Source organism: Caulobacter sp. 17J80-11 (assembly GCF_014349105.1).
Lineage (GTDB): Bacteria > Pseudomonadota > Alphaproteobacteria > Caulobacterales > Caulobacteraceae > 17J80-11.
In genome coordinates, this window is record NZ_JACSJI010000014.1 from 79,755 (window position 1) to 102,905 (window position 23,151).

Annotated in this window: 19 protein-coding genes and 1 pseudogene; 10 read left to right on the forward strand and 10 right to left on the reverse strand. The window is 71.7% G+C overall.

Annotated elements, in window-relative coordinates; all coding sequences use genetic code 11:
• Positions 1-45: 45 nt before the first annotated feature.
• The 4 genes from H8B08_RS14390 to H8B08_RS14405 all read left to right on the forward strand — a co-directional run bounded on the left by H8B08_RS14390 (position 46) and on the right by H8B08_RS14405 (position 6,385).
• A complete protein-coding gene (locus tag H8B08_RS14390; RefSeq protein ID WP_187450883.1) occupies positions 46-810 on the forward strand; it encodes an ImuA family protein in 765 nt (254 codons plus the stop codon).
• Positions 722-2,401, forward strand: coding sequence for a DNA polymerase Y family protein (locus tag H8B08_RS19305; protein ID WP_255500850.1), 1,680 nt, complete (start codon positions 722-724; stop codon positions 2,399-2,401). Before H8B08_RS14390 ends, H8B08_RS19305 begins: the two co-directional genes overlap by 89 nt.
• On the forward strand, positions 2,398-5,751 hold the full coding sequence (locus H8B08_RS14400) for an error-prone DNA polymerase (RefSeq protein ID WP_187450884.1): 3,354 nt from the start codon (positions 2,398-2,400) through the stop codon (positions 5,749-5,751). The genes H8B08_RS19305 and H8B08_RS14400 overlap by 4 nt, the downstream gene beginning before the upstream one ends.
• A 91-nt stretch (positions 5,752-5,842) precedes the next feature.
• The gene (locus H8B08_RS14405; RefSeq protein ID WP_255500851.1) at positions 5,843-6,385 is read left to right on the forward strand and encodes a TIGR00645 family protein; all 543 of its coding nucleotides are present in this window, start codon (positions 5,843-5,845) and stop codon (positions 6,383-6,385) included.
• A gap of 87 nt (positions 6,386-6,472) precedes the next feature.
• Here H8B08_RS14405 and H8B08_RS14410 read toward each other — a convergent pair whose 3' ends face one another.
• Positions 6,473-7,093 (reverse strand): DUF1134 domain-containing protein, encoded by a 621-nt coding sequence (locus H8B08_RS14410; RefSeq protein ID WP_187450885.1) that lies wholly within the window; start codon positions 7,091-7,093, stop codon positions 6,473-6,475.
• Between the two features lie 106 nt (positions 7,094-7,199).
• Complete coding sequence (locus H8B08_RS14415; RefSeq protein WP_187450886.1) at positions 7,200-7,535, reverse strand: hypothetical protein; 336 nt, start codon at positions 7,533-7,535, stop codon at positions 7,200-7,202.
• Positions 7,536-7,854: 319 nt separating this feature from the next.
• Between H8B08_RS14415 and lepA the strand changes: the two genes are divergently transcribed.
• The 3 genes from lepA (at position 7,855) to H8B08_RS14430 (ending at position 11,484) form a co-directional block, all read left to right on the forward strand.
• A complete protein-coding gene (gene lepA / locus H8B08_RS14420; RefSeq protein WP_187450887.1) occupies positions 7,855-9,660 on the forward strand; it encodes a translation elongation factor 4 in 1,806 nt (601 codons plus the stop codon).
• A 384-nt stretch (positions 9,661-10,044) separates the two neighbouring features.
• Positions 10,045-10,773, forward strand: coding sequence for a TMEM175 family protein (locus tag H8B08_RS14425; protein ID WP_187450888.1), 729 nt, complete (start codon positions 10,045-10,047; stop codon positions 10,771-10,773).
• Positions 10,774-10,971: 198 nt separating this feature from the next.
• Positions 10,972-11,484, forward strand: coding sequence for a hypothetical protein (locus tag H8B08_RS14430; RefSeq protein WP_187450889.1), 513 nt, complete (start codon positions 10,972-10,974; stop codon positions 11,482-11,484).
• Positions 11,485-11,511: 27 nt separating this feature from the next.
• Here the strand turns inward: H8B08_RS14430 and H8B08_RS14435 are convergent, their stop codons facing one another.
• The 5 genes from H8B08_RS14435 to H8B08_RS14455 all read right to left on the reverse strand — a co-directional run bounded on the left by H8B08_RS14435 (position 11,512) and on the right by H8B08_RS14455 (position 15,611).
• Entirely contained in the window at positions 11,512-11,835 is a 324-nt protein-coding gene (locus H8B08_RS14435; RefSeq protein WP_187450890.1) for a hypothetical protein, read from the reverse strand.
• A 163-nt stretch (positions 11,836-11,998) separates the two neighbouring features.
• A complete protein-coding gene (locus tag H8B08_RS14440; RefSeq protein WP_187450891.1) occupies positions 11,999-12,232 on the reverse strand; it encodes a hypothetical protein in 234 nt (77 codons plus the stop codon).
• Between the two features lie 167 nt (positions 12,233-12,399).
• On the reverse strand, positions 12,400-13,332 hold the full coding sequence (argF, locus tag H8B08_RS14445) for an ornithine carbamoyltransferase (protein ID WP_187450892.1): 933 nt from the start codon (positions 13,330-13,332) through the stop codon (positions 12,400-12,402).
• Between the two features lie 160 nt (positions 13,333-13,492).
• Complete coding sequence (locus H8B08_RS14450) at positions 13,493-14,662, reverse strand: aspartate aminotransferase family protein (RefSeq protein WP_187450903.1); 1,170 nt, start codon at positions 14,660-14,662, stop codon at positions 13,493-13,495.
• Positions 14,663-14,783: 121 nt separating this feature from the next.
• Positions 14,784-15,611 carry a calcium-binding protein gene (locus H8B08_RS14455; protein ID WP_187450893.1) on the reverse strand — a complete coding sequence of 276 codons (828 nt, stop codon included), beginning with the start codon at positions 15,609-15,611 and terminating at the stop codon, positions 14,784-14,786.
• A 196-nt stretch (positions 15,612-15,807) separates the two neighbouring features.
• On the opposite strand from H8B08_RS14455, the gene H8B08_RS14460 reads away from it, so the two are divergent.
• Positions 15,808-17,622 (forward strand): autotransporter domain-containing protein, encoded by a 1,815-nt coding sequence (locus H8B08_RS14460; protein WP_187450894.1) that lies wholly within the window; start codon positions 15,808-15,810, stop codon positions 17,620-17,622.
• A 77-nt stretch (positions 17,623-17,699) separates the two neighbouring features.
• On the opposite strand, the gene H8B08_RS14465 is transcribed toward H8B08_RS14460, so the two are convergent.
• On the reverse strand, positions 17,700-18,527 hold the full coding sequence (locus tag H8B08_RS14465; RefSeq protein WP_255500852.1) for an ABC transporter permease: 828 nt from the start codon (positions 18,525-18,527) through the stop codon (positions 17,700-17,702).
• Positions 18,528-18,780: 253 nt separating this feature from the next.
• Between H8B08_RS14465 and H8B08_RS14470 the strand changes: the two genes are divergently transcribed.
• Complete coding sequence (locus tag H8B08_RS14470) at positions 18,781-19,287, forward strand: GcrA family cell cycle regulator (protein ID WP_187450895.1); 507 nt, start codon at positions 18,781-18,783, stop codon at positions 19,285-19,287.
• Positions 19,288-19,351: 64 nt separating this feature from the next.
• Here H8B08_RS14470 and H8B08_RS14475 read toward each other — a convergent pair whose 3' ends face one another.
• Positions 19,352-20,635, reverse strand: a complete 1,284-nt coding sequence (locus tag H8B08_RS14475; RefSeq protein WP_187450896.1) for an MFS transporter — start codon at positions 20,633-20,635, stop codon at positions 19,352-19,354.
• Positions 20,636-20,686: 51 nt separating this feature from the next.
• Entirely contained in the window at positions 20,687-22,252 is a 1,566-nt protein-coding gene (locus H8B08_RS14480) for a winged helix-turn-helix domain-containing protein (protein ID WP_187450897.1), read from the reverse strand.
• Between the two features lie 119 nt (positions 22,253-22,371).
• Between H8B08_RS14480 and H8B08_RS14485 the strand changes: the two are divergent.
• Positions 22,372-23,151, forward strand: a pseudogene (locus H8B08_RS14485) (hypothetical protein); the annotation flags it as partial.

Consider the following 23,151-nt stretch of genomic DNA (forward strand, 5'->3'; position numbering starts at 1 on the left):
GCCGACGTAGAACAAAATAAGAACATCAAGCGTTATGAAAAGGCCATGACCTCCGCCCCCCGTCTGGCGGCCCTGCGCGCGCGCGTGGCCGCCCTGGAAAGCTCCGGACCCGCTTTGGGCGTGCTGCCGTTCGGTGACGCGCGGGTGGACGGCCGCCTTGCGGGCGGCGGCCTGCCGCTGGGCCGCTGGCACGAGCTGGGCGGCGAGGGGATGGAGGCGGAGACCGCCGCCGCTCCGGCCGCCTTCGCCGCCCGGCTGGCGGCGCGGGCGGGCGCCGGCGCGGTGGTCTGGGCCGCGCGCCGGCCCGACCTGCACGCGCCGGGCCTCGAGCAGCTGGGGCTGTCGCCCGACCGCTTGCTGTTCGTCGCCGCCCGCACCGAGGCCGAGATCCTGGCGGCCATGGAGGATGCGCTCCGCGCCGGCGGGGTCGACGCGGTGGTCGGCGAGGTCGAGGACGTCGACCTGGTGGCCGGCCGGCGGCTGCAGCTGGCCTGCGAGCAGGGCCGCTCGACCGGCTTCGTGCTGCGGCGGCGCCCGTTCGGCGTGCGCGCCGGCCGCGCGGCCGAGGACGGCCCCTCGGCGGCGACCACCCGCTGGAGAATAGCCTGCGCGCCCAGCGAGCCCGCAGCCGGCGAGCCCGGCCTGGGGCGCGAGCGCTGGAAGGTGAGCCTGGAGCGCTGCCGCGGCGGCCGGCCCGGGGCCTGGATCATGGAGGCGGACGATGGCGCGGATCCTGTCCGTGTGGTCGCCGAACTGGCCGATCGCCAGCTTCCGGCGGCGCACGAGGACCGCCGGCGCGCGGCCGGCTGACCCCTTCGCCCTGGTCGAGAGCGTCAAGGGCGCGCGCCGGCTGTCGGCCCTCGACGAGGCGGCCGCGGCCGAGGGGCTGTTCGTGGGCCAGGCCCTGGCCGACGCCCTGGCCCTGGTCCCGGCGCTCGTCACCGCCGACGCCGATCCGGAAGCCGACCGCGAGGGCCTCGAGAAGCTCTGCGACTGGTGCGTGCGCTTCAGCCCGGCCGTGGCGGTCGACGCGCCGGACGGCCTGCTGATGGACGTCACGGGCCTGGCGCACCTGTGGGGCGGCGAGGCGGCGCTGGTCGCCGACCTGCTGGCGCGGCTGGCGGGGAACGGCGTGCCGGTCCGCGGCGCGATCGCCGACACCGCCGGGGCTGCGTGGGCGTTGGCGCGGTTTCCTCTCGATCCGTCATCCCGGCCGGACGCCCGCGAGAGCGGGCGGGAGAGCCGGGACCCAGCAAGCGCGACGCCGGTTGCAGCCCGGGTTCGCAGCGTCGGGGCCGAGCTTGCCGGGTCCCGGCTCGCGCTGACGCGCGTCCGGGATGACGAGCTTTTAGTGGGCCCCGACTGGACCATCTCTCCTCCCGGCGCGCACCGCGCCTGGCTCAAGCCGCTCCCCGTCGACGCGCTGCGCCCCGAACCCGAGGCGGCCGCCCAGCTGCGCCGCCTGGGCGTGCGCACGGTGGAGCAGCTGACCGCCCTGCCGCGCGCCCAGCTGGCCAAGCGGTTCGGCATGGGCCTGCTCACCCGGCTCGATCAGGCGATGGGCGAGGCGGAGGAGGCGCTCGTCTTCCGCCGGCCCGTGCCGCCGTGGTTCGAGCGGCTGGCCTTCGTCGAGCCGATCAGCGCGCCCGACGACCTGGCCCGCGTGGCCGCCGACGCCTGCGCCAAGATCTGCGCCCGGCTGGAGGCGAGCGGGCGGGCGGCGCGCAGGTTCGAGCTGGTCTTCCACCGCCTGAACGGGACCTCGCACGCGCTCACGGCCGGCACGGCGCTGGCCGCCCGCGATCCCGCGCGCCTGGCCAGGCTGTTCGCGCCCAAGCTGGAGGCGGTCGACCCCGGCTTCGGCATCGAGGCGGTCACCATCGAGGCCGGGCGGGTCGAGGGGACCCCGGCCAGGCAAGGCGGCCTGACCGGCGAGACCGACACCGCCGAGGACTTCGCCGGGTTCGTCGACCGGCTGTCCAATCGCCTGGGCGAAGACCGGGTCTGGCGCGCCGCCCCCGTGCAGACCTGGGTGCCGGAGAAGGCGGTGGCGCACGCCGCCCCGATGTCGGCCCCGGCCGGCGGCTGGGACCCGGAGCGGCCGCGCCCGGTGCGCCTGTTCCGCCGGCCCGAGGCGATCGAGGCGACCGCGCCGGTGCCCGACGACCCGCCGTTGTTCTTCCGCTGGCGCGGGCGGCTGCACCGGGTGCGCCGGGCCGAGGGCCCCGAGCGCATCGCCCAGGAGTGGTGGAAGAAGCCGCTGGCCGACGCCTCGCCGGAGCGGGTGCGCGACTACTACCGGGTGGAGGACACTGACGGCGCGCGGTTCTGGATCTTCCGCACCGGCCTGTATGGCGGCGAGCGGCCGTCGCAATGGTTCGTGCACGGACTGTTCGGATGAGCGTCAAAGAAACCGGCCGCTACGCCGAGCTGCAGGTCACCACCAACTTCTCCTTCCTGCGCGGCGGCTCGCACGCCCAGGAGCTGGCCTTCACGGCCGCGGCGCTGGGCCTGTCCGGCCTGGCGGTGACCGACCGCAACACGCTCGCCGGCGTGGTGCGGGCCTGGGGCGCGGCCAAGGAGGTCGGCCTGCCCTTCCGGGTCGGATGCCGGCTGGACTTCGCCGACGGCAAGCCGTCGGTGCTCTGCTATCCGACCGACCGCGAGGCCTACGGGCGGCTCTCGCGGCTGCTGACGCTGGGCAAGGTGCGGGCCGAGAGCGGCGGCTGCGAGCTGACCTGGGCCGACCTCTACGACCACGCCGAGGGCCAGGTGCTCATGGTCGTGCCGCCCCAGGCGCTGGACGAGGCGTTCGAGCGGGACCTGACAGCGCTGTCGGGGGATTTCCGGCGCAACGTCTACCTGGCTGCGGCCCGGCCTTATGGCGCGCGCGACCTGAAGCGTCTGCACCGGCTGGCTGGTCTGGCCCGGGACGCCCGCGCGCCGATGGTCGCCACCAACGACGTGCTCTACCACGACCCGCTGCGCCGGCCGCTGCAGGACGTGCTGACCTGCATCCGCGAGAAGACCACCATCCACGCGGCCGGCCTGAAGCTGGAGGCCAACGCCGAGCGCCACTTGAAGCGGCCCGAAGAGATGGCCCGGCTGTTCTCGGCCTATCCCGACGCGCTTCACCGCACGCTCGAGATCCTGGACCGGCTGGACTTCGACCTCGGCCAGCTGAGGTACGAGTACCCGCACGAGCCCACGCCGGCGGGGCGCACCCACGACGACTGGCTGGCCGAGCTCTCCTGGAGGGGCGCGCAGTGGCGCTACCCGCAGGGGATTCCGCCCAAGGTCGCGGTCCTGCTCACTAAGGAGCTGGCCTTCGTCGCGAAAAAGGAGCTGCCGCAGTACTTCCTGACCGTGCACGACGTGGTGCGCTTCGCCCGCGACCGCGGGATCCTGTGCCAGGGCCGCGGCTCGGCCGCCAACAGCGTGATCTGCTACTGCCTGGGCATCACCGCGGTCGACCCGACCTTCGTGAACCTGCTGTTCGAGCGCTTCCTGTCCGACGAGCGCAACGAGCCGCCCGACATCGACGTCGACTTCGAGCACGAGCGGCGCGAGGAAGTGATCCAGTACGTCTACGGACGATACGGCCGCGACCGCGCCGCCATCTGCGCCACCGTCATCCACTACCGGCCCAGGAGCGCCATCCGCGAGGTCGGCAAGGCGCTGGGCCTGACCGAAGACGTGACCGCGCGGCTGGCCGACACGGTCTGGGGCAGCTGGGGCGACGGCATGCCGGACGAACACGTCGCGCAAGCCGGCTTCGCCCCGGACAATCCGGAGATTTCGCGCGCCGTCGACCTGGCCACCGAGCTGCTGGGCTTTCCGCGCCACCTGTCCCAGCACGTCGGCGGCTTCATCCTGACCGAGCGGCCGCTCAGCGAGACCGTGCCGATCGGCAACGCGGCCATGGAGGAGCGCACCTTCATCGAGTGGGACAAGGACGATGTCGAGACCCTGGGCCTGATGAAGGTCGACGTGCTGGCCCTGGGCATGCTGACCGCGCTCAAGCGCGGCTTCGACATGCTGAGCGCCGACAAGGGCGTCTACCTGCCCGACATCGCCTCGGTGCCGAAGGAGGACCCGGCCGTCTACGACATGCTGTGCAAGGCGGACTCGGTGGGCGTGTTCCAGGTCGAGAGCCGCGCGCAGATGTCCATGCTGCCCCGGCTGAAGCCCCGCCAGTTTTACGACCTGGTCATCGAGGTGGCGATCGTGCGCCCCGGCCCGATCCAGGGCGACATGGTCCATCCCTACCTGCGCCGGCGCGACGGCGTCGATCCGGTGGAGTTTCCCTCGCCCTCGCCCGAGCACGGCGAGCCGGACGAGCTGCGCGAGGTGCTGGGCAAGACGCTCGGCGTGCCGCTGTTCCAGGAGCAGGCCATGCGCATGGCCATCGAGGCGGCCCGGTTCAGCCCGGCCGAGGCCAACGGCCTCAGACGCTGCATGGCCACCTTCAAGAGCCTGGGCGACCTCGGCGTCTATCGGGACAAGTTCGTCGAGGGGATGGTCCGGCGCGGCTACGAGCGCGACTTCGCCGAGCGCTGCTTCAAGCAGATCGAGGGCTTCGGCTCCTACGGCTTCCCCGAGAGCCACGCGGCCAGCTTCGCCAACCTGGTCTACGCCTCCTCCTGGGTGAAGCGCTGGCACCCGGACGTGTTCTGCGCCGCCCTTTTGAACAGCCAGCCCATGGGCTTCTACGCGCCGGCCCAACTGGTCCGCGACGCCCGCGAGCACGGGGTCGAGGTGCGGGGCCCGGACGTGATGGCGAGCGGGTGGGACTCGGCGCTTGAACGATCCTCCCCCGAGCGAAGCGGTGGAAACGAGATCTCCCCCCCCTGGGGGGAGCAGCCGCCCGTGAGGGCGGCGTGGGGGGCTCCAGCGGAGTGCTCGGGCTCAGCGGCGCAAACGCCCTCGGCGCGGGCCGCCGCCGTCGCGCCAGGCTGGAGCCCCCCACGCCGCTTCGCGGCGGCTCCCCCCAAGGGGGGGAGATCTTTGGAGGCGCTCCTCCCCGTCCGCCTCGGCTTCCGCCAGATCCGCGGCTTCCGGCGCGAGGACGCCGAGCGGCTGGTCGCCGCCCGCGAGGCCGGGGCCGCCTCGCCCGACGCCTTCGCCGCCGCAGGCGTGCCGAGGAAGGCGCTGGAGCTGCTGGCCGAGGCCGACGCCTTCCGCTCGCTGGGCCTCGACCGGCGCCAGGCGCTGTGGGCGGTGAAGGGGCTGGACGCGCCCGGCGCGCCGCTGGCCCGGTTGGGGGCGAAGGCCGAGGTCCAGCCCATGCTGCCGCTGATGGCCCTGCCCGAACACGTGGTCGAGGACTATCGGACCACCGAGCTGTCGCTGAAGGCCCATCCGGTCGGCTTCTTCCGCGAGGCGCTGCGGGCGAAGGGCGTGGTCCCGGCCCAGGCCCTGCGGACCCAGAAGAACGGCCGCAAGGCGGCGGTGGCGGGCCTGGTGCTGGTGCGTCAGCGGCCGGGCACGGCCAAGGGCGTCACCTTCCTGACCCTGGAGGACGAGACCGGCGCGGCCAACGTGGTGGTCTGGCGCGACCGCTTCGAGGCCAACCGCAAGACGGTGATGACCGCGGCCTTCCTGCTGGTGCGCGGCAAGCTGCAGGTCGAGGGCGACGTCGTCCACCTGGTGGCCGAGGAATTCGTCGACCTCAGCCCGCGCCTGCGCCGCCTGCGCCAGGACGCCGTCGGCGACCCCGCGGCGGGGATGAGGAGCCGCGATTTCCATTGAAATCTCCTCCCCCGCTGCGCTTCGCTTGCAGGGGAGGGGAGAAGCGCCGCCTCGGGGAAACGCCCGAGTGACGCCCCCGCGCGGGCCGCCCATGCTCTCGCCCATGCACAAGACCAAGCTCGAGCGGGGCCTGGAACGCGGCCTGTTCGCCGCCCGCTGGCTGATGGCGCCCTTCTATCTCGGCCTGGTGCTGGCCCTGTTCGTGCTGCTGGTCGTGTTCGTGGAGGAGCTGATCTACGAGATCCCCCGCGTGGTGGACTGGAACTCGCGGGTGGAGGACGTGATCGTCCTGTGCCTGTCGCTGATCGACCTGTGCCTGGTGGCCGGCCTGCTGCTGATCGTGGCCTTCGCCGGCTACGAGACCTTCATCGCCCGCATGGATCAGGTGCCGCTCGAGGACCGGCCGGCCTGGCTGGGCCAGGTCGATTTCGCGGAGATGAAGGTCAAGCTGATCGGCTCGGTGGTGGCGATCTCCAGCGTCACCCTGCTGAAGGCCTTCATGAAGCTGGCCGACCCGGACGAGCCGCCCGGCGTCGACCACGCCAAGCTGGGCTGGCTGGTCGGCCTGCACCTGATGTTCCTGATCACCGCCGTGGTGCTGGTGCTCACCGACCGGCTGAAGCCGAAGCCCTGATCGATCTCGCCTGCTCGGGGGGAGATTGAAAAAACCCGCGCCGGTCTCCCGGCGCGGGCTCTCGGTTCTGCGGACCTGGGAGGTCGATCAGAACGGCAGGATGTTGCGTTTGCGGCTGTAGGCCAGGTAGCCGACGCTGGCCCCCAGGCGCACGCCGACGCCGGCGCGGATCGGGGCCAGGATGATGCCGTCGGCGTTCTGGTAATTCACGCCCAGGCCGCCGACCAGGTAGGCCGAGCCTTCCACGCCCGGGAAGCGGCGGTAGATGGCTTCCGGGTGGTACAGGCCGTAGCACAGGGTGAAGACCCGCGCGGCGTTGCCGCCGACGTCCCAGCCGATCGACGGGCCCTGCCAGTAGGTCTTCTGCGGCTGGGCGCCGCCGGCCATGTAGAGCAGGCCTTCGCCGTAGCGCAGGCCGACGGTCAGCGCGGCCGAGCCTTCCTCGCCGGCGATGTAGCCGGTCGGGCGGTCGCCGTAGTCGGAGAAGACCCGCTCGATCACGCCGCCCAGGGCCTCGGCGGTGACGCCCAGGAAGTTGGAGCCGGCGCGGACGATCTCGGCCTCGGAATAGACCGGCGCGCTTTCGTTGCCGGTCTGGTAGTCGGCGCTGCCGTCGGCTTGCTGCATGGCGCCCGTCGAGGCGCAGCCGGGCGTGGCGAAGCCGGCGCTGGCGGCCAGGCCGGTGAGGAGCAGGGTGCGGCGGTCCATCAGATCGCTCCGGTCAGGTCGAATCAGAAGCTCAACCTTGCCACGGAAATGGGCGTCTTTGCGGCGCCCGAGTCAGTTCGCCGCAGGTAAATCCCCGTAAGGGCGTTCAGCGCCCGGCCGGCGCGGCGCTGTCCTTCAGCGCGCCGCTGAGCGCCGCTTCGGTGCGCGACAGCCGCTCCAGCGTCTCCTGCAGGCGGCCCAGCTGGTCGGGCGACAGGCCGGTCAGGGATTCACTCTGGGCCTTCAGCCCGCGCAGCTGGGTGTCGATGTCGGTCAGCGCCGCGTCCAGCCGCTCCAGCCGCTGGTCCGGGGTCGGCTGCGGCACGATCGGCAGCTTGGCCGAAACGCGCCCGGCCGGCGCGGGGACCGGCGGCGCGGTCTGGGCCTGGGCGGCCCCGGCCAGGGCGAAGCTCAGTACGGCGGTGGTCAGCAGCAGGCGCATGTCGTCCTCCCCCTCGTTCGGTCGGCGGCGAATTCCCTTCTCCCCTTGCGGGAGAAGGTGGCGCGCGGAGCGCGCCGGATGAGGGGTGGCGGCGCGTCGTCGAACGTCCTGGGCGATAGAACCTCTCGTCCTGCCGCCTCGGCGCCGACACCCCTCATCCGACCGGCTTCGCCGGCCACCTTCTCCCGCAAGGGGAGAAGGAAAAAAGCTCGCTCGACCCGCCCACCATGCTCCCGCACGGCGAACGCTTCGTAAAGCGGCCGCCGCAGACGTCCCGTCGCCTTGGCGGGGCGGGGGCGCCGTGGTAGGCCCCGCGCCCATGACGACCCCGCTCGAGCGTATTCGCAACTTCTCCATCGTGGCCCACATCGACCACGGCAAGTCGACCCTGTCGGACCGGCTGATCCAGCACACCGGCGGGCTGTCCAGCCGCGAGATGAAGGAGCAGGTGCTCGACTCCATGGAGATCGAGCGCGAGCGCGGCATCACCATCAAGGCCCAGACCGTGCGCCTGCACTACAAGGCCAAGGACGGCAACGAGTACGTCCTGAACCTGATGGACACGCCCGGCCACGTCGACTTCGCCTACGAGGTCAGCCGCAGCCTCGCCGCCTGCGAGGGCTCCATCCTGGTGGTCGACGCCTCCCAGGGGGTCGAGGCCCAGACGCTCGCCAACGTCTACCAGGCGATCGACAACAACCACGAGATCGTGCCGGTCCTGAACAAGATCGACCTGCCGGCGGCCGAGCCCGAGCGGGTGCGCCAGCAGATCGAGGACGTGATCGGCATCGACGCCTCGGACGCCGTGCTGGCCTCCGCCAAGTCGGGCCTGGGCATCGAGGACGTGCTGGAGGCGGTGGTCCAGCGCCTGCCCGCGCCCAAGGGCGACGAGAACGCGCCGCTGAAGGCGCTGCTGGTCGACGCCTGGTACGACGCCTACCTGGGCGTCGTGGTGCTGGTGCGCGTGTTCGACGGCCGGCTGAAGGTCGGTCAGCAGGTCAAGATGATGCAGACCGGCGGCCAGTACCGGGTCGACAAGGTCGGCGTGTTCCGCCCCAAGGCCACCGACGTCGACAGCCTGGGCCCGGGCGAGGTCGGCTTCATCACCGCCTCCATCAAGGAAGTGGCCCACGCCGCGGTCGGCGACACCCTGACCGACGAGAAGAAGCCCACCGCCCAGGCCCTGACCGGGTTCAAGGAAGTGCAGCCGGTGGTGTTCTGCGGCCTGTTCCCGGTCGACGCCGCCGACTTCGAGGACCTGCGCGCGGCCATGGGCCGGCTGCGCCTGAACGACGCCTCGTTCAGCTACGAGATGGAGACCTCCGCGGCGCTGGGCTTCGGCTTCCGCTGCGGGTTCCTCGGTCTGCTGCACCTGGAGATCATCCAGGAGCGCCTGAGCCGCGAGTTCAACCTCGACCTGATCGCGACCGCCCCGTCGGTGGTCTACAAGATCAAGATGACCAACGGCGAGGTCGTCGAGCTGCACAACCCGGCCGACATGCCGGACCCGGTGAAGATCGACTCCATCTCCGAACCGTGGATCAAGGCCACCATCTTCACCCCCGACGAATACCTCGGCGCGGTGATCAAGCTGTGCCAGGACCGCCGCGGCGAGCAGAAGGAGCTGTCCTACGTCGGCAGCCGCGCCATGGTGGTCTACGAGCTGCCGCTGAACGAGGTGGTGTTCGACTTCTACGACCGGCTGAAGTCGATCTCCAAGGGCTACGCCTCCTTCGACTACGAGATCATCGACTACCGCGACGGCGACCTGGTGAAGATGCAGATCCTGGTCAACGCCGAACCGGTGGACGCGCTCTCCATGCTGGTCCACCGCAACCGCGCCGAAGGCCGCGGCCGGGCCATGTGCGAGAAGATGAAGGAACTCATCCCCCAGCACATGTTCGTCATCCCGATCCAGGCGGCGATCGGCGGGCGCATCATCGCCCGCGAGACCGTGCGCGCGCTGCGCAAGGACGTGACCGCCAAGTGCTACGGCGGCGACGCCACCCGCAAGCGCAAGCTCCTCGACAAGCAGAAAGAGGGCAAGAAGCGCATGCGCCAGTTCGGCAAGGTCGACATCCCGCAGGAAGCCTTCATCGCGGCGCTGAAGATGGACGCGGATTGAGGCGGTCCGCACGGTGAAACAAATCGGGCCCGAGAGTTCGCCGCTCTCGGGCCCGCTTTCTTTGTGGCGGGAGGGCGCGCCCAGCGCCTTCTCCGGCTGCGATCTCCCAGCTGAACGCGCGCCGGCTGGCGCTGCGCGCCACCGCGGAGCGGCGGGCCGAAGGCCCGGCCTCGGGTTCGATCGGCCGTCCGGCAGGTTCGCAGCTGGAGATCTCGCCGGGACCGGGACGGCCCTCCCTCGAGCTCACCGTCAATCAACCTTGCGCCACGCCCTTTTCCGCTCGCGCTCTGGGGGGGCCGCCTTTGTGGGAATGCGCGGCAGGAATGGCCCGGGACCTTCCCCGCGCCGCGCCGGTTGCTTCCGTGAAAGCTGTGGGAGACCGGCATGCGGCGGGTGCGGACCTTGGGCCTGGCGCGCGGGCTGGAGCGGCTGGAGGCGTTCACCGACGCGGTGTTCGCCATCGCCATCACCCTGCTGATCCTGGAGCTGCAGGCCCCGCACGCGGCCCACGGCCAATCCCACTTCGACCTGTGGGCGGCGCTGCGGGCGCTGTGGCCGCAGTACATGGCCTTCGGGTTCAGCGCCCTGGCGATCGGGGTCTACTGGCTGCACCACCACTACATGGGCGGCATCTACGTGAAGGCCGACCACGTGTTCAGCCTGCTCAACCTGGCCTTCATGCTGACCATCGCGATCATCCCGTTCCCCGTGCGGGTCTACATGGAGAACATGGGCGACCCGACCGCGCGCGGGCCGGCCGCGACCTTCCTGACCTTCACCCTGGTGGCCCCTTCGGTGGCCTGGCTGGGCAAGTGGTTCTACGGCGCGGCCCAGGGCCGTCTGCTCGACCCGCGCCTGGATCCGCGTTTCCTGCGCCGTCTGTCGCTGCGGTTCAGCGTCACGACCGGAGCCTACGTCGCGGCCGCGTTGATCAGCCTATGGTGGCCGCTGACCGGCCTGGGCGTGGCGGCGCTGCTGACCGCGCTTTTTCTGCTGCCGCCGCCGGTCCCGGAGATGCTGCCTCACTCCGAGGGCGAGCACGGCCCAGGGCGCGAGCACGGTCACGAGCATTACGCGCATGAACGCCCGCCCGGTCCGCCATCGGCGCGATGACGCTCACTACCCTGAGGGGGGCGGCGTCCGTGGGAAGGCGGGACACGCACCGCTTTCGGCCCCACCGGTGCGTGTCCCCATTTTCGAACAGCGCCTACGACCGCGATCGCGACGCCGCGGGCCGCTGAAGCGTGAGCGCCCGAGACTGATGCGGCCTTCATGCGTTAGACACGGTCGAGCCTGATCGTGGAGCGTCGCATGCGCCTGTCCCTGTCCGTTCTCGCCGCCACGGCGCTGCTGGCCGCCTGCGGGCCGCGCGACGCGAGCGAACCCGCGGCCGAGCCGGCCTCGGCCCCGGGCGAAGCGGCCGCCACCACGGCCCAGACCCACAGCTGGACGGTGCAGGTGAGCGGGACCGGCGTGGCCCTGACCGCGGTCGACCCGGCCGGGGCGGCGCTGGTGACCCTGGCCTGCGCGAGGAAGCCGGCCGAGCTGATCGTCACGGTCGAGGGTTTCGCGCCGGTGGGCAGCGAAGAGCAACTGTCAGTGGGCGTGGACGACGAGCCGTTCCTGCTGGTGGCCGATCCGACCAAACGCCCGGCCGGCGTGGAGGCGCGCGGGCCGATCCCCGAAGACTTCCTCAAGCGGCTGGAGACGGCGCGCGAGGTGCGCGCGGTCTACGGCGCCCAGACGCTCGGCCCGCTGGCCCCGCCGGACGCCGAGACGGCCAAGCGGTTCGCGGGCGCGTGCCGGGAGGCGAGGAAGGGCTGAGGGCGAGGCGCCCGCGCGAGTCGTCCGCTAGGTCTCGGCCCGCGCCGCCGTGCGGAACAGCCAGGCCGAGAGCAGCCACAGGCCGACGAAGCCCCCGGTCAGCACCCAGGTGAAGTGCCCAGCCAGCTGGACGATAACGGCGGCCGCGACCTGGGCGAGGGCGGTCGCGACCAGGGCGAGGACCAGGCCGCGGGGCCGCAGGCGGGCCAGGACGGCGCCGGCGGCGGCCACGGCCAGCACGCCGAAGTACGTCCGGTTCAGCGGGTTCTCCTCATTGCCGACGATGCCGACGGCGAGGTTCATCCAGGCGAGCGCCAGGCCCGCCGCCACCGCCACTCCGATCCCGGCCACATACGCGCCGCGCCCGGGCTTCGCCCCCTGTCTCGTCATCGCCCCGCCTTTCGTCCTGCGAACGAGCTCGCGTGTCGCTCGGGCCGGCCGCCGGCGTCATGAGCGAAAAGTGAGGATTTGCTGATCTGTCATGAGCTGGCGCCGCGGCCTGTCGACGCGACGCTCAATGCTCCTGCGGCGGGGTGCGCATCGGGTCGGGCAGGACCTCGATGACCTTGCCGCGGGTGGTCTCGACGCGGACGCGGGCGGGCTGGCCGCTCTCCTCCAGCTCGCGGGCCAGGCGCACGGCTTCGTGCACGGCGCGTTCGGCGTGGCTGAACTCGTGCAGCCGCTTGCCGTCGCGGGTCAGCACCCAGAACGAGCCGTGCAGGGTGACGTCGAGGGCGATCTGCTGCATGGCCCGGAAATCGGGCGGGACGCCCGAGGGTTCCGCCGGCGCGGTTCGGCCTTAGGGGCGGGGCGGCGGCCCGCCCTCGTCCTTCGACAAGCTCAGGATGAGGGCTCCGGCGGCGTCAGTAGAAATCCTCATCCTGAGCCTGTCGAAGGACGGGGATTTCGGATCTGCTAGATCGCCCCGAAGCACCAGGCCAGCACCGCCTTCTGGGCGTGCAGGCGATTTTCGGCTTCGTCCCACACCGCCGACTTCGGGCCGTCGAGCACGGCGTCGGTGACCTCCTCGCCGCGGTGGGCGGGGAGGCAGTGCAGGAAGATCGCGTCGGGATCGGCCAGGGCCATCAGGGCGTCGTCGACCTGGTAGGTCTCGAAGGCGTCCATGCGGGCCTCGTAGTCGAGGTCGCCCATCGACACCCAGGTGTCGGTGATCACCGCGTGCGCGCCGGCTGCGGCCTGGCGCGGGTCGTCCATCAGCTCGACCTGGCCGCCCTGCTCGTTGGCGCGGGCCAGATCGTAGAGGTCGGGATGGTAGGCGGCCGGGCAGGCGATCTTCAGCTTGAAGCCGAACTTCGGCGCGGCGTGGATGAAGCTGGCGCAGACGTTGTTGCCGTCGCCGACCCAGGCCAGGGTCTTGCCCTCGACCGAACCCAGCCGTTCCTCGATGGTCAGCAGGTCGGCCAGGATCTGGCAGGGGTGGCTCTTGTCGGTCAGGCCGTTGATCACCGGCACGGACGAGGCGCGGGCGAAACGCTCGACGTCGTCGTGGCGGTTGGCGCGGATCATCACCGCGTCGACCATGCGCGACAGCACCCGCGCGGTGTCCTCCACCGTCTCGCCGCGGCCCAGCTGCATGTCGGCGGCGGTGGCGATGATGCTGTCGCCGCCCAGCTGCCGCATGGCCCCGTCGAAGGAGTAGCGCGTGCGGGTCGAGTTCTTCTCGAAGATCATGGCCAGCACCCGGCCGTCGGCCGGGGCGTCGGCGTCCGTCCTGCCCTTCGGCCAGCCGGCGCGCGCGGCCTTGCGGCGGGCGGCGTCGTCGAGGATGGCGCGCAGGTCCGCCGGCGACAGCCGCCAGAGGTCGAGGAAGTGACGGGGCTCGGTCATGATCTAAAACCAAGAACCCTCTCCCAGAGGAAGAGGGCAGGGTGAGGGGTTACGGGGCTTTCCGAGAGGGCTTCGACCCTCATCCCCCGCGCGGACCTTCGGGCTGCGCCTCCGGTGCGCGGGGCCCCCTTCTCCCGGCCGGGAGAAGGAAGGGCGGGTCCTACGCCGCCGCCTTGGCGCGGGCGGTTTCGCAGGTCTGCTCGAACTTCTCGATGGCCTCGCGGGCCTCGTCGAGGGTGAGGTTCAGCGGGGGCAGCAGGCGCACGCAGTTGTCGCCGCCGCCGGCCACCAGCAGGTTGTGCTCGCGGGCCAGGGCCATGAAGTCCCGGTTGTTCGGGATCAGCTTCACGCCGATGAGCATGCCCTTGCCGCGCACGTCGACGATCACGTCGGGGAAGCGGTCCTTCAGGCCCTGCAGCTGCTGGCCCAGATAGCCGGCCACGTCGATCACGTTGGCCAGGGTCTCCGGCTTGGCGATCTCGTCGAAGGCGGCGATGCCGACAGCCATGGCCAGCGGGTTGCCGCCGAAGGTCGAGCCGTGCGCGCCCACGGTCATGCCGTCGGCCGCCTTGGCGGTGGCCAGGCACGCGCCGATCGGGAAGCCGCCGCCCAGCGCCTTGGCGATGGCCATGATGTCCGGGGTCACGCCCGACCACTCGTGCGCCCACAGCTTGCCGGTGCGGCCCATGCCGGACTGCACTTCGTCGAAGATCAGCAGGGCGCCGTGCTCGTCGCACAGGGCGCGCATCTGGCGCAGCATCTCGTCCGAGGCGGCGCGCGCGCCGCCTTCGCCTTGCACCGGCTCGATGATGATCGCCGCGGTGGTCGGGCCCATGGCCGCCTTCAGGGCTTCCATGTCGCCGAACTTCAGCTGGATGTAGCCCGGCAGCTTCGGACCGAAGCCCTCGACATAGGCCGGGTTGCCGGCCGCGTTGACCGCCGCGTAGGTGCGGCCGTGGAACGAGCCGTCGAAGCCGATGATGTCGATCTTCTCGGGGTTTCCGTTGTGGCTGTGGTGCTTGCGCGCGGTCTTCAGGGCGCACTCGACCGCCTCGGTGCCCGAGTTGGTGAAGAACACCACGTCGGCGAACGACTGGGCGGTCAGCTTGTCGGCCAGTTCGTCCTGGCCGGGGATGCGATAGATGTTGGAGACGTGCCAGAGCTTGTCGGCCTGGGCCTTCAGCGCGTTGACCAGCACCGGGTTGCAGTGGCCCAGCGCCGTGGTGGCGATGCCGGCGACGCAGTCCAGGTAGGCCGTGCCGTCCGCGGTGAACAGGCGGGCGCCCTCGCCCCGCTCGAAAGCCAGCGGCGCACGGTTGTAGACACCCATCAGATGGCCGGTCACGACGACGTCTCCCTTCAAAATGCGAGCGTCCCCGACGCGGGTCGCGCCGGGGACTTCGAAGGGGTTTTCGACCCGCGCAGTGTTTAAGTCAACGCGAGGCTGGATCTCAGCCGAAGGCGTAGTCGCCCGCGCCCAGCCGGGCGGTCCCGTCGGCCATGTGGACGGTGAACTGATAGACCTGGGTCCCGTCGGTGACGGTGTAGACCTGCTCGCGCGGGTCGCCGCCGGCGTAGCCCGCGAAGGCGAGGCTGGCGCCCTGGCCGAAGCCCTGCAGTTCGATCACGTCGCCGCCGCGACGGCCCGCGCCCTGGAAGTCGCCGATGCGGTCGCCGCCGGTCAGATCCTCGGGCCGGAAGCCGAAGGTGTCCGCGCCGCCGCCGCCGATCATCAGGTCCGCGCCGGCGCCGCCCCAGATGGTGTCGTTCCCGGCCCCGCCGTCCAGCCGGTCGTCGCCCTGGCCGCCGTCGAGGAAGTCGTTCCCCTTCTCGCCGAACAGCTGGTCGTTTCCGCCGCCGTAATCGAAGAAGTCGCCGAACAGCCGGTCGTCGCCCGCCCCGCCGTTCAGGATGTCGGCGCCGTCCAGCCCGCGGGCCTCGTCGTTGCCGCGCCCGGTCGAGATCTCGTTGAGCGTCGCGCCGCCCCAGACCACGTCGTCGCCGGAGCCGGTCGTCACGACCAGCTTGTCGATCTGGCTGAAGGCGGTGTCGGAGACGACGTCGCCGTAGTCGACCCGGTCGCCGTCGGCCGAAGCGATCCAGGCGGGCCCGCGGCTGTGCGGCCCCCAGGCCGGGTCGGACGAGACGTCCGACTTCGCATGCGACCAGTCCACCACCAGGGTGTCGAAGCCGTCGCCTGCGGCGACGACCGTGGCGCCCGAGCCGCTCTTGAGCACGAAGGTTTCGGCGGCGACGCCGCCCTGAATGCGTCCGCTCATGGGATGGATTCCCCTGCCTCGTCCCACGCCCGCCGCGGAACCGAGTTCACAGAACGGGGCAAAACGCCGCAAGTTTCTGATGTATCGGCGGTTTTTAAAATCGCCGGTATTTGAACCGGGGTGTGTGGCTTGAAAACTTCTCGGTTCAGATCATTGTTAAGCTAGGCCCAGAAAAAACAGTCGGGCGGGGAGAACTATGAAGCTCAGGAACACCGTGTGCGCGGCCGCGCTGGTCGCCGCTGGCGTGCTGGCGGCCGGATCGGCCGCGTCGGCGCAGGACTACGGCCGCATGGTCGTGTTCGGCGACAGCCTGTCGGACACCAACAACGCCTTCACCGGCTCGGGCAACACCACGCCGCCGGCGCCCTACTACAGCGGTCGCTTCTCGAACGGCCCGGTGTGGGTCGAGCAGATGGGCTTCGGGACCTTCGCCAACTTCTTCAGCGCGCCCTCGGCGCTGACGGGCAACGTCGACTACGCCTTCGGCGGCGCGCGCGCCGACACCGCGGCCTCGCCGGTGCCGGGCGTGCCGACCCAGGTGGGAGCCTACATGGCCGCCGGCGGCCAGTTCCACGCCACCGACCTGGTCTCGGTGTGGGCCGGGGCCAACGACCTGTTCCAGGCCATGCCGACCGCGGCCGCCCAGCCCAGCCCGACCAACTACATGTTCGCGGCCTCCAACACCGCCGCCGGGGCGGTGGGCTCGTCGGTCAACACCATCGCCAACGCGGGCGCCGGCACCATCATGGTGTCGAACCTGCCGGACCTGGGCGCCACGCCGCAGTTCCGCGCCACCACCGCCGAGCCGCTGGCCACCCTGTCGAGCGGCTTCTTCAACGACGCCCTGCTGGCGCAGATGAACGCCCAGGCCGCCGCCCACGCCAACACCAACATCATCTACGTGGACGTGGCGCGCGCCTACCGCGCGGTGCTGGCCGATCCGGGCAAGTTCGGCTTCACCAACGCCACCCAGAAGTGCTTCACCGGCCTGAGCGTCTGCGCGACCCCGAACACCTACGTGTTCTGGGACGGCGTGCACCCGACCCAGGCCGGCCACGCCCTGCTGGCGGCCGTCGCCACCGACTACGTCACCTACGGCGACAGCGGCGCGGCCAGCGCGGCCCAGGCCGAGGCCGGCGTGTCGGCCCGCCGCGCCGCCTTCGACGCGGCGCGCGAGCAGGTGGCCGAGCGTGAATTCGAAACCGGCTCGCGCACCTTCGCGCGGTTCGAGGCCTCGAGCGGCAGCGTCGACGCCCGCGGCGTGATCGCCGAGGGCGACGTCGACACCATCGGCATGCGCCTGGGCTTCGATCACGCCTTCTCCTCGCAGATGCGCGTGGGCGTGATCGCCGGCGCCACCCAGTCGGACGTGAAGAACGGCCCGTCGTCGTTCGACATGAACAGCGCCAGCGCCGACCTCTACATGGGCTGGCGTTCGGGCCAGCTGTTTGTCGACGCCACCGCCGGCGCCAGCTTCGACAGCTACGACATCAGCCGCCAGACCGCTCTGGCCGGCGCCGTGCACCACGCCGACGCTGACGGCTCCAGCTTCGGCTCGGACCTGCGCGTGGGGTGGTGGGGCAACGCCGGCGGCTGGACCATGTCGCCGCGGGTCGGCCTGTCGGCCATCCACGCCACGGTCGACGGCTACAGCGAAGAGGGCGCCGTCGCCCGCCACGAGATTGGCGAGCGCGAGGTCAGCGCCGTGTCGGCCGAGGCTTCCGTGCTGTTCGCCGGCGACCTGGGCGAGCGCTTCGGCGCGACCTTCGAGGTCGGCTACCGCGACTGGGTGAAGTACTCGGGCGACGACGTGTCCGTGGGCCTGGTCGACAACCCGGCCCACACCCTGTTCCGCTCGGTCGAAGAGCCGGACGGCGGCGTGGTCATGCTGGACGCCGGCATCGACGGCACGGTGGGTGAGAACATCGGCGTGCGCGTCGGCTACCGCGGCCGCTTCGGCGACGGGTTCGACTCGCACACCGGCGGCGTGAACATCACCTTCAAGTACTGATCGTCCGGGTCACCGGATAAAGGAAAGGCGGCGGACCCCGGTCCGCCGCCTTTTTCGTTTTCGCGCTGCCGGCGCCCTTACGTCTTCAGTCGCCAGCCGCGGCGGAACAGCTCCCAGCAGGTGAAGCCGAGGATCAGCACCAGCGCCCCGGTCAGGGCCATGCCGATCCCGATGTTCCCGTCGGCCTGGCCGATGAAGCCGTAGCGGAAGCCGTCGATCAGATAGAAGAACGGGTTGTAGTGGCTGATGGTGCGGAACGGCTCGGGCAGCCGGTCGACCAGATAGAAGGTGCCCGACAGGAAGGTCATGGGCATGACGATGAAGTTGGTCACCGCCGCCAGGTGGTCGAACTTCTCCGACCACAGGCCGGCGATCACGCCGACCAGGCCCATCAAGAGCGACGCGCCGATCCCGAAGTAGAGGATCGCCCACAGGTGGTCGAAGCCGAAGTGGGCGAACGGCCAGACCGCGATGGCGGTGACCGTGCCCACCGCCACGCCGCGTGTGGCCGCGCCCAGCGCGAAGGCGGCCAGGAGCTCGAACGGGGTCAGCGGCGGGGTGAGGAAGTCGGGCGCGGTGCCCATGATCTTCGCCTGGATCAGCGACGACGAGGCGTTGGCGAAGGCGTTGTTGAGGATCGCCATCATCACCAGGCCCGGGGCCACGAACAGGCCGAACGGCACGCCGTGCACCGGCGGGCGGGCGTCCTGCATGGCGACCACGAAGATCATCATATAGAGCAGGGTGGTGACGACCGGCGCCGCCACGGTCTGCATGCCGACCTTCCAGAACCGCCGGACCTCCTTGAGATACAAGGTCTTCAGGCCGGTCCAGTTGACCCCGCCGTAGACCCTGGGCTGCGGCGGCAGGGCGGCGGCGATCGGGTCGCGCGACATCACGTTCATTGAAAAAGGCTCCTCGGCGGGCCTCAGATGCGCCCGCTTCGCTGCCGGCGCAAGCGGTCGAGCCGGGCTCTCTAGGATGAGTCGGGCGCCGCTAGATATAGATCTCTGTGGATAGCCTCTCCCCACATATTGCGTTCGTTAAAGCCCAGTATACGATCCCTAGCAGGGACGCGGTTGGGTTGGCCGCGACCAATACTAGATTTAGGGGTCGGCTCGGCGGTCGATCCCGGTCAAGAGGCGGGGGAGACCGGCTATGGGCTGGACGGACGAACGGGTCGCCACTCTGAAGAAGCTCTGGCTGGACGGTCTGTCCGCCAGCCAGATCGCCAAGCAATTGGGCGGGGTCACCCGCAACGCCGTGATCGGCAAGGTGCACCGCCTGGGCCTGTCGGGCCGCGCGGCGCCGTCGCAGCCCTCGCGTCCGGTCTACCGGCCGCAACGCCCGCGTCCGGCCGCGCCGGCCGTGGCCGCCGCTCCGGCGATCGCCCCGCGCCGGGCCGAGCCCGCGCCGCGCCCGGCGGTTCCGGCTCCGGCCCCGTTCGTGGAGCTGTCCGGCACGGCCACCGTGCTGACGCTGGGCGCCCACATGTGCAAGTGGCCGATCGGCGATCCGAGCTCCAACGAGTTCAGCTTCTGCGGCCGCCGCGCCGGCGAGAGCCCGTACTGCGTCGAGCACGCCCGGGTGGCCTACCAGCCGGCCCAGAAGGGCAAGAAGGGCGGCGCCAACGAACTGGCCCGCGCGCTGCGCCGCTACATCTGATCCCAGCGATCAGGCGAGATAGACAGAAGGGCGGGCCGAAAGGTCCGCCCTTTCTCGTTGGGCGCTAAGGCTTGGCCTGCGGTTCGTCGACGCCCGGCGCCATGCTGGCCGGGCGCTGGCCGGCGGTGGCCAGGGCCTTCACGGCGAAGGCGGCGGCGGCCAGGGCCAGCAGGATGGCGGCGTTCAGCAGGTAGGGGCTGGGGGCGCGCCACTCGTACAGCGCCACGCCCACGACCGGGGCGACCAGCCAGCAGGCCCCGTTGACCGCGGCCACCGCGCCGGCGACCGCGCCCTGCTCGGCCGGGCCGACCGCCAGCGAGGCGCCGGCGGTGAAGCCAGGACGGGTGAAGCCGTAGCCCAGGCTCAGCAGGGCGAAGCCCATCACCACCCCGTAGTAGTCGTGGGCGAAGCCGGCGGCCAGGTTGCCGAGCAGGGCGAGCGCCGCCCCCCAGCGCAGCAGGGCGCGCGGCGACAGGTGCAGCAGGCGGATCAGGCCCCACTGGGCGGCCAGCGTCGCCGCCGCGCCGCCGAACATGGCCAGGCCGATGAAGGACTGGGCCTCGGCCGGGCTCATGTGCAGCCGGTCGATGACGTGGAAGCCCAGCACCTGGCCGTTGACCGCCTGGGCGCTGCCGGCCGCCAGGCCCCACATCAGGAAGGGCGCGACGCGCGGGTCGCGCCAGAGACCGAGACGCGGCGCGGTGGCGTGGGTCGGCCGCTCGCCCTGGGGCGTGGCGATATAGTCGCCGGCCGGCAGCCAGCGCCAGGCGGCCCACAGCACGCAGACCCCGATCACCGCAAAGCAGAACATCGGCCCTGCCAGGCCGACGCCGGGCAGCACGAAGAAGGGCGCCAGCGCCGGGCCGGTGATGGTGCCCAGCCCGAAGGCCGAGGCGACCAGGGCGAGCGCGTCGGTACGCTCCTCCGGCGCGGTGCGGTCGGCGACATAGGCCTGGGCCGAGGTGCTGGCGGCGGAGCCCAGCAGGCCGTAAAGGGCGCGGGCCGTGGCCATGCCGGCGAACACCGCCACGGGTGCGGCCAGCTTGTGCAGACCGGCCATCACCACCAGGCCGAACAGCAGCATCGACAGGGCGTAGCCGCCCAGGCCCAGCATGATCATCGGCCGGCGACCGACCCGGTCGGACTTTCGCGCCCACAGCGGCGCGGAGAAGGTCCAGAACAGGGCGGAGAGCGAAAACACCGCCGCGATCAGGGTGTCGGAGACGCCGATCTCGCGGCCGATGGCCGGCAGCACCGAAACCAGGGCGTTGCCGCCGGCGGCGGTGGACATCAGCGCCGCGAACACGACGGCGAAGGCGCGGCGGCGGGCGGGATCAGGCGCGGACACGAGCTGAGCCTTACGCTCTTTCCCGGTCCGACGTAAGCGCGGCCCAGGTCGTCACTTCAGGAAGTCGGGACGCACCCCCGCGCGCCGCCAGTAGTCGGCCAGACCCATGTCGGTCACTAACGGCAGGAACCGCTTGTCGGCGCGAACGGGGGCGGCGACCGGCGTGAACAGCATGTGCGACTTGCGCCGCCGCTGATCGTTGACCGAGGCGTCGCCGGGCCGCCAGCGGACGCCGGCGATCAGCGGCCCGCGCTCCAGCAGGTAGGCTTCCGCGACGTCGAGGGCGCGCCCGACCTCGCCCAGGCCCGCCAGCACCAGGAAGGCGTTCACGGCGTGGCTGGGCCCGCGGGAGACGAGGGCGACCATGCCCTCGGCGGCCGCGGCGACGTCGACCGGACGCCGGGTCGTCATGGCCAGCATGGCGGCGCGCAGCGGGGACAGCATCCAGGGCGGCAAGTCGGGGGCGCCGGCGCGGTCGTCGACCAGGGCCAGGGCCCGCTCCGGCCGGCCGGTGAAGGCGAGAGTCCAAAGCCGGGCGAACCAGACCGCCGGGTGTCGGGGCCAGAGCGACAACGCCCGCTCCGCCGCCCGGTCCGCGTCGCCGATCCGGCCCAGGAACCAGTAGGCGTAGATCAGCCGGTACTGGTGGATCACGTGCAGCGGCTCGCGGGCCGAGAAGCGCACCCGATCCAGGGACGACTCCGTCACCCGGCCGACCGAGATCCGCAGGAAGGCGCGCGCGTCCAGCGTCGGCAGGTGGTCCGGCCGGATCGCGAGCACGCTCTGCAGCCGCCGCTCCGCCGCGAGCCAGTCGCCGTAATAGGGGGGCAGGAGGGCCAGCGCGGCCAGCGCGTCCGCCTGGCGCGCGTCGACGGCCAGCGCCCGGCGCGCGGCGTCCTGAACCGTTGCGACCGCCGCCGTGGCCTGATCGGGCGGCGCGTACTCGGCCATCGTGCACCGCGCCAGGGCGAGGCGGCCCCACAGCTCGGCGTCCCCGGGCCGAAGGCGCACGGCCTCTTCGAGGAAGCCCGCCCCCTGCGCCTCGCTGTCGGGCAGGCCGCTGCGCAGGGCCTGATCGCTCTGCGCCAGCAGGGCGGCGGCGCGCCTGGCCTCCGGCGACGGGCGGGTCAGGCCGTAGGCGGCGGCCGCCAGGCCGACGGCCGCGACGCCGGCGCCGATCGCCAGCTGGCGGCGGGACAGGCTGAAGGGCGGCCGTTCGGGGGCCAGGGGCTCCAGCGCCGAAGCGTCATGACCGGCGGCCACGACGAAACGGTAGCCGGTCCGCGGAATGGTCTCGATGGCGAACTGCCCGTCGGCTGCCTCGCGGGCCGCGCGCCGGACCAGGGCGACCGCATGGTTGAGGCTGTCCTCGCCGACGACGGCGCGCCCCCAGCACAGGCGGAAAAGCGTCTCGCGGGTGACGACGTCGCCGGCCGCGTCGGCCAGGACGACGAGCACCTGCATGGCGCGCGGCTCCAGCGAGGTCTCGCCGCCGGGGCCCCGCACCAGCCGCCTGGACGGACTGATCTGCACCGATCCGACCGTGAAGTCGGACCGGGCCGCCAGCCCCGCCGCGCTCAGCGCGGCGTCGTCTGAAGCGTTCACTGCGGCGCCCACCCCGAGCCTCCTCAGCATTCGATCAGGAAATCCTCGGCTGTTCATCATGGCGTGGCAAGGGCCGCCACGCCGAAGCTTCCCCGCGTCGGACGCCTCAGAGCCGACGAGGGGGACACGAAATGAGAAAGACGCCCTGGGTTTTCTTGCTGGCGCTGGTCGTGCTCGGCCTAGCCTCGGCTTCAGCCTTCGCCGCCCAGCCCTACGGGAGGATCGGCGAGAAGTACGCCGCGCTCGGCGCCGCCGCGGGCCCGCTCGGGGCGCCGATCGGCGACGAAGCCGAGGCCGCATACGGGGGACGCCGCCACCTGTTCAAGGAAGGCGTGATCTACTGGCACCCCCGGATCGGCGAGGCCTATGCGGTCTGGGGCGCCATCGGACGCAAGCACTGGGAGCTCGGGGGCGTCGCGTACGGCTATCCGATCACCGACGAACGGGCGACGCCGGACGGCCGCGGCCGGTACAACCACTTCCGCGCCGTGCAGGCGGCCGGAGCGCCGGAGTCGTCGATCTACTGGACGCCGCAGACCGGCGCGCACGCCGTCTACGGCCTGATCCGCGACGCCTGGGCCCGCGGCGGCTGGGAGCGCGGCGCGCTCGGCTATCCCACCAGCGACGAGTTTCAGGACGGCAAGTACCGGCGCAGCAACTTCGAGCGCGGCTACATCCTGTGGGCGCCGGACACGGGCGTGAAGGTGGTCGCGTGGGGCTATGACACGCCGACTCCGCGCGCCGACCCGGGCGCGCCCCGGCCCACGCCGCCGGTGGAAAACCCCGCGGCGCTGAACCCGCAACCTCTGCCGCCGGTCGACAGCCCCAATCCTGCGGCGCTGAACCCGCAGCCGCTGCCGCCGGTGGACAATCCCGCGGCGCTGAACCCGCAGCCGCTGCCGCCGGTGGAC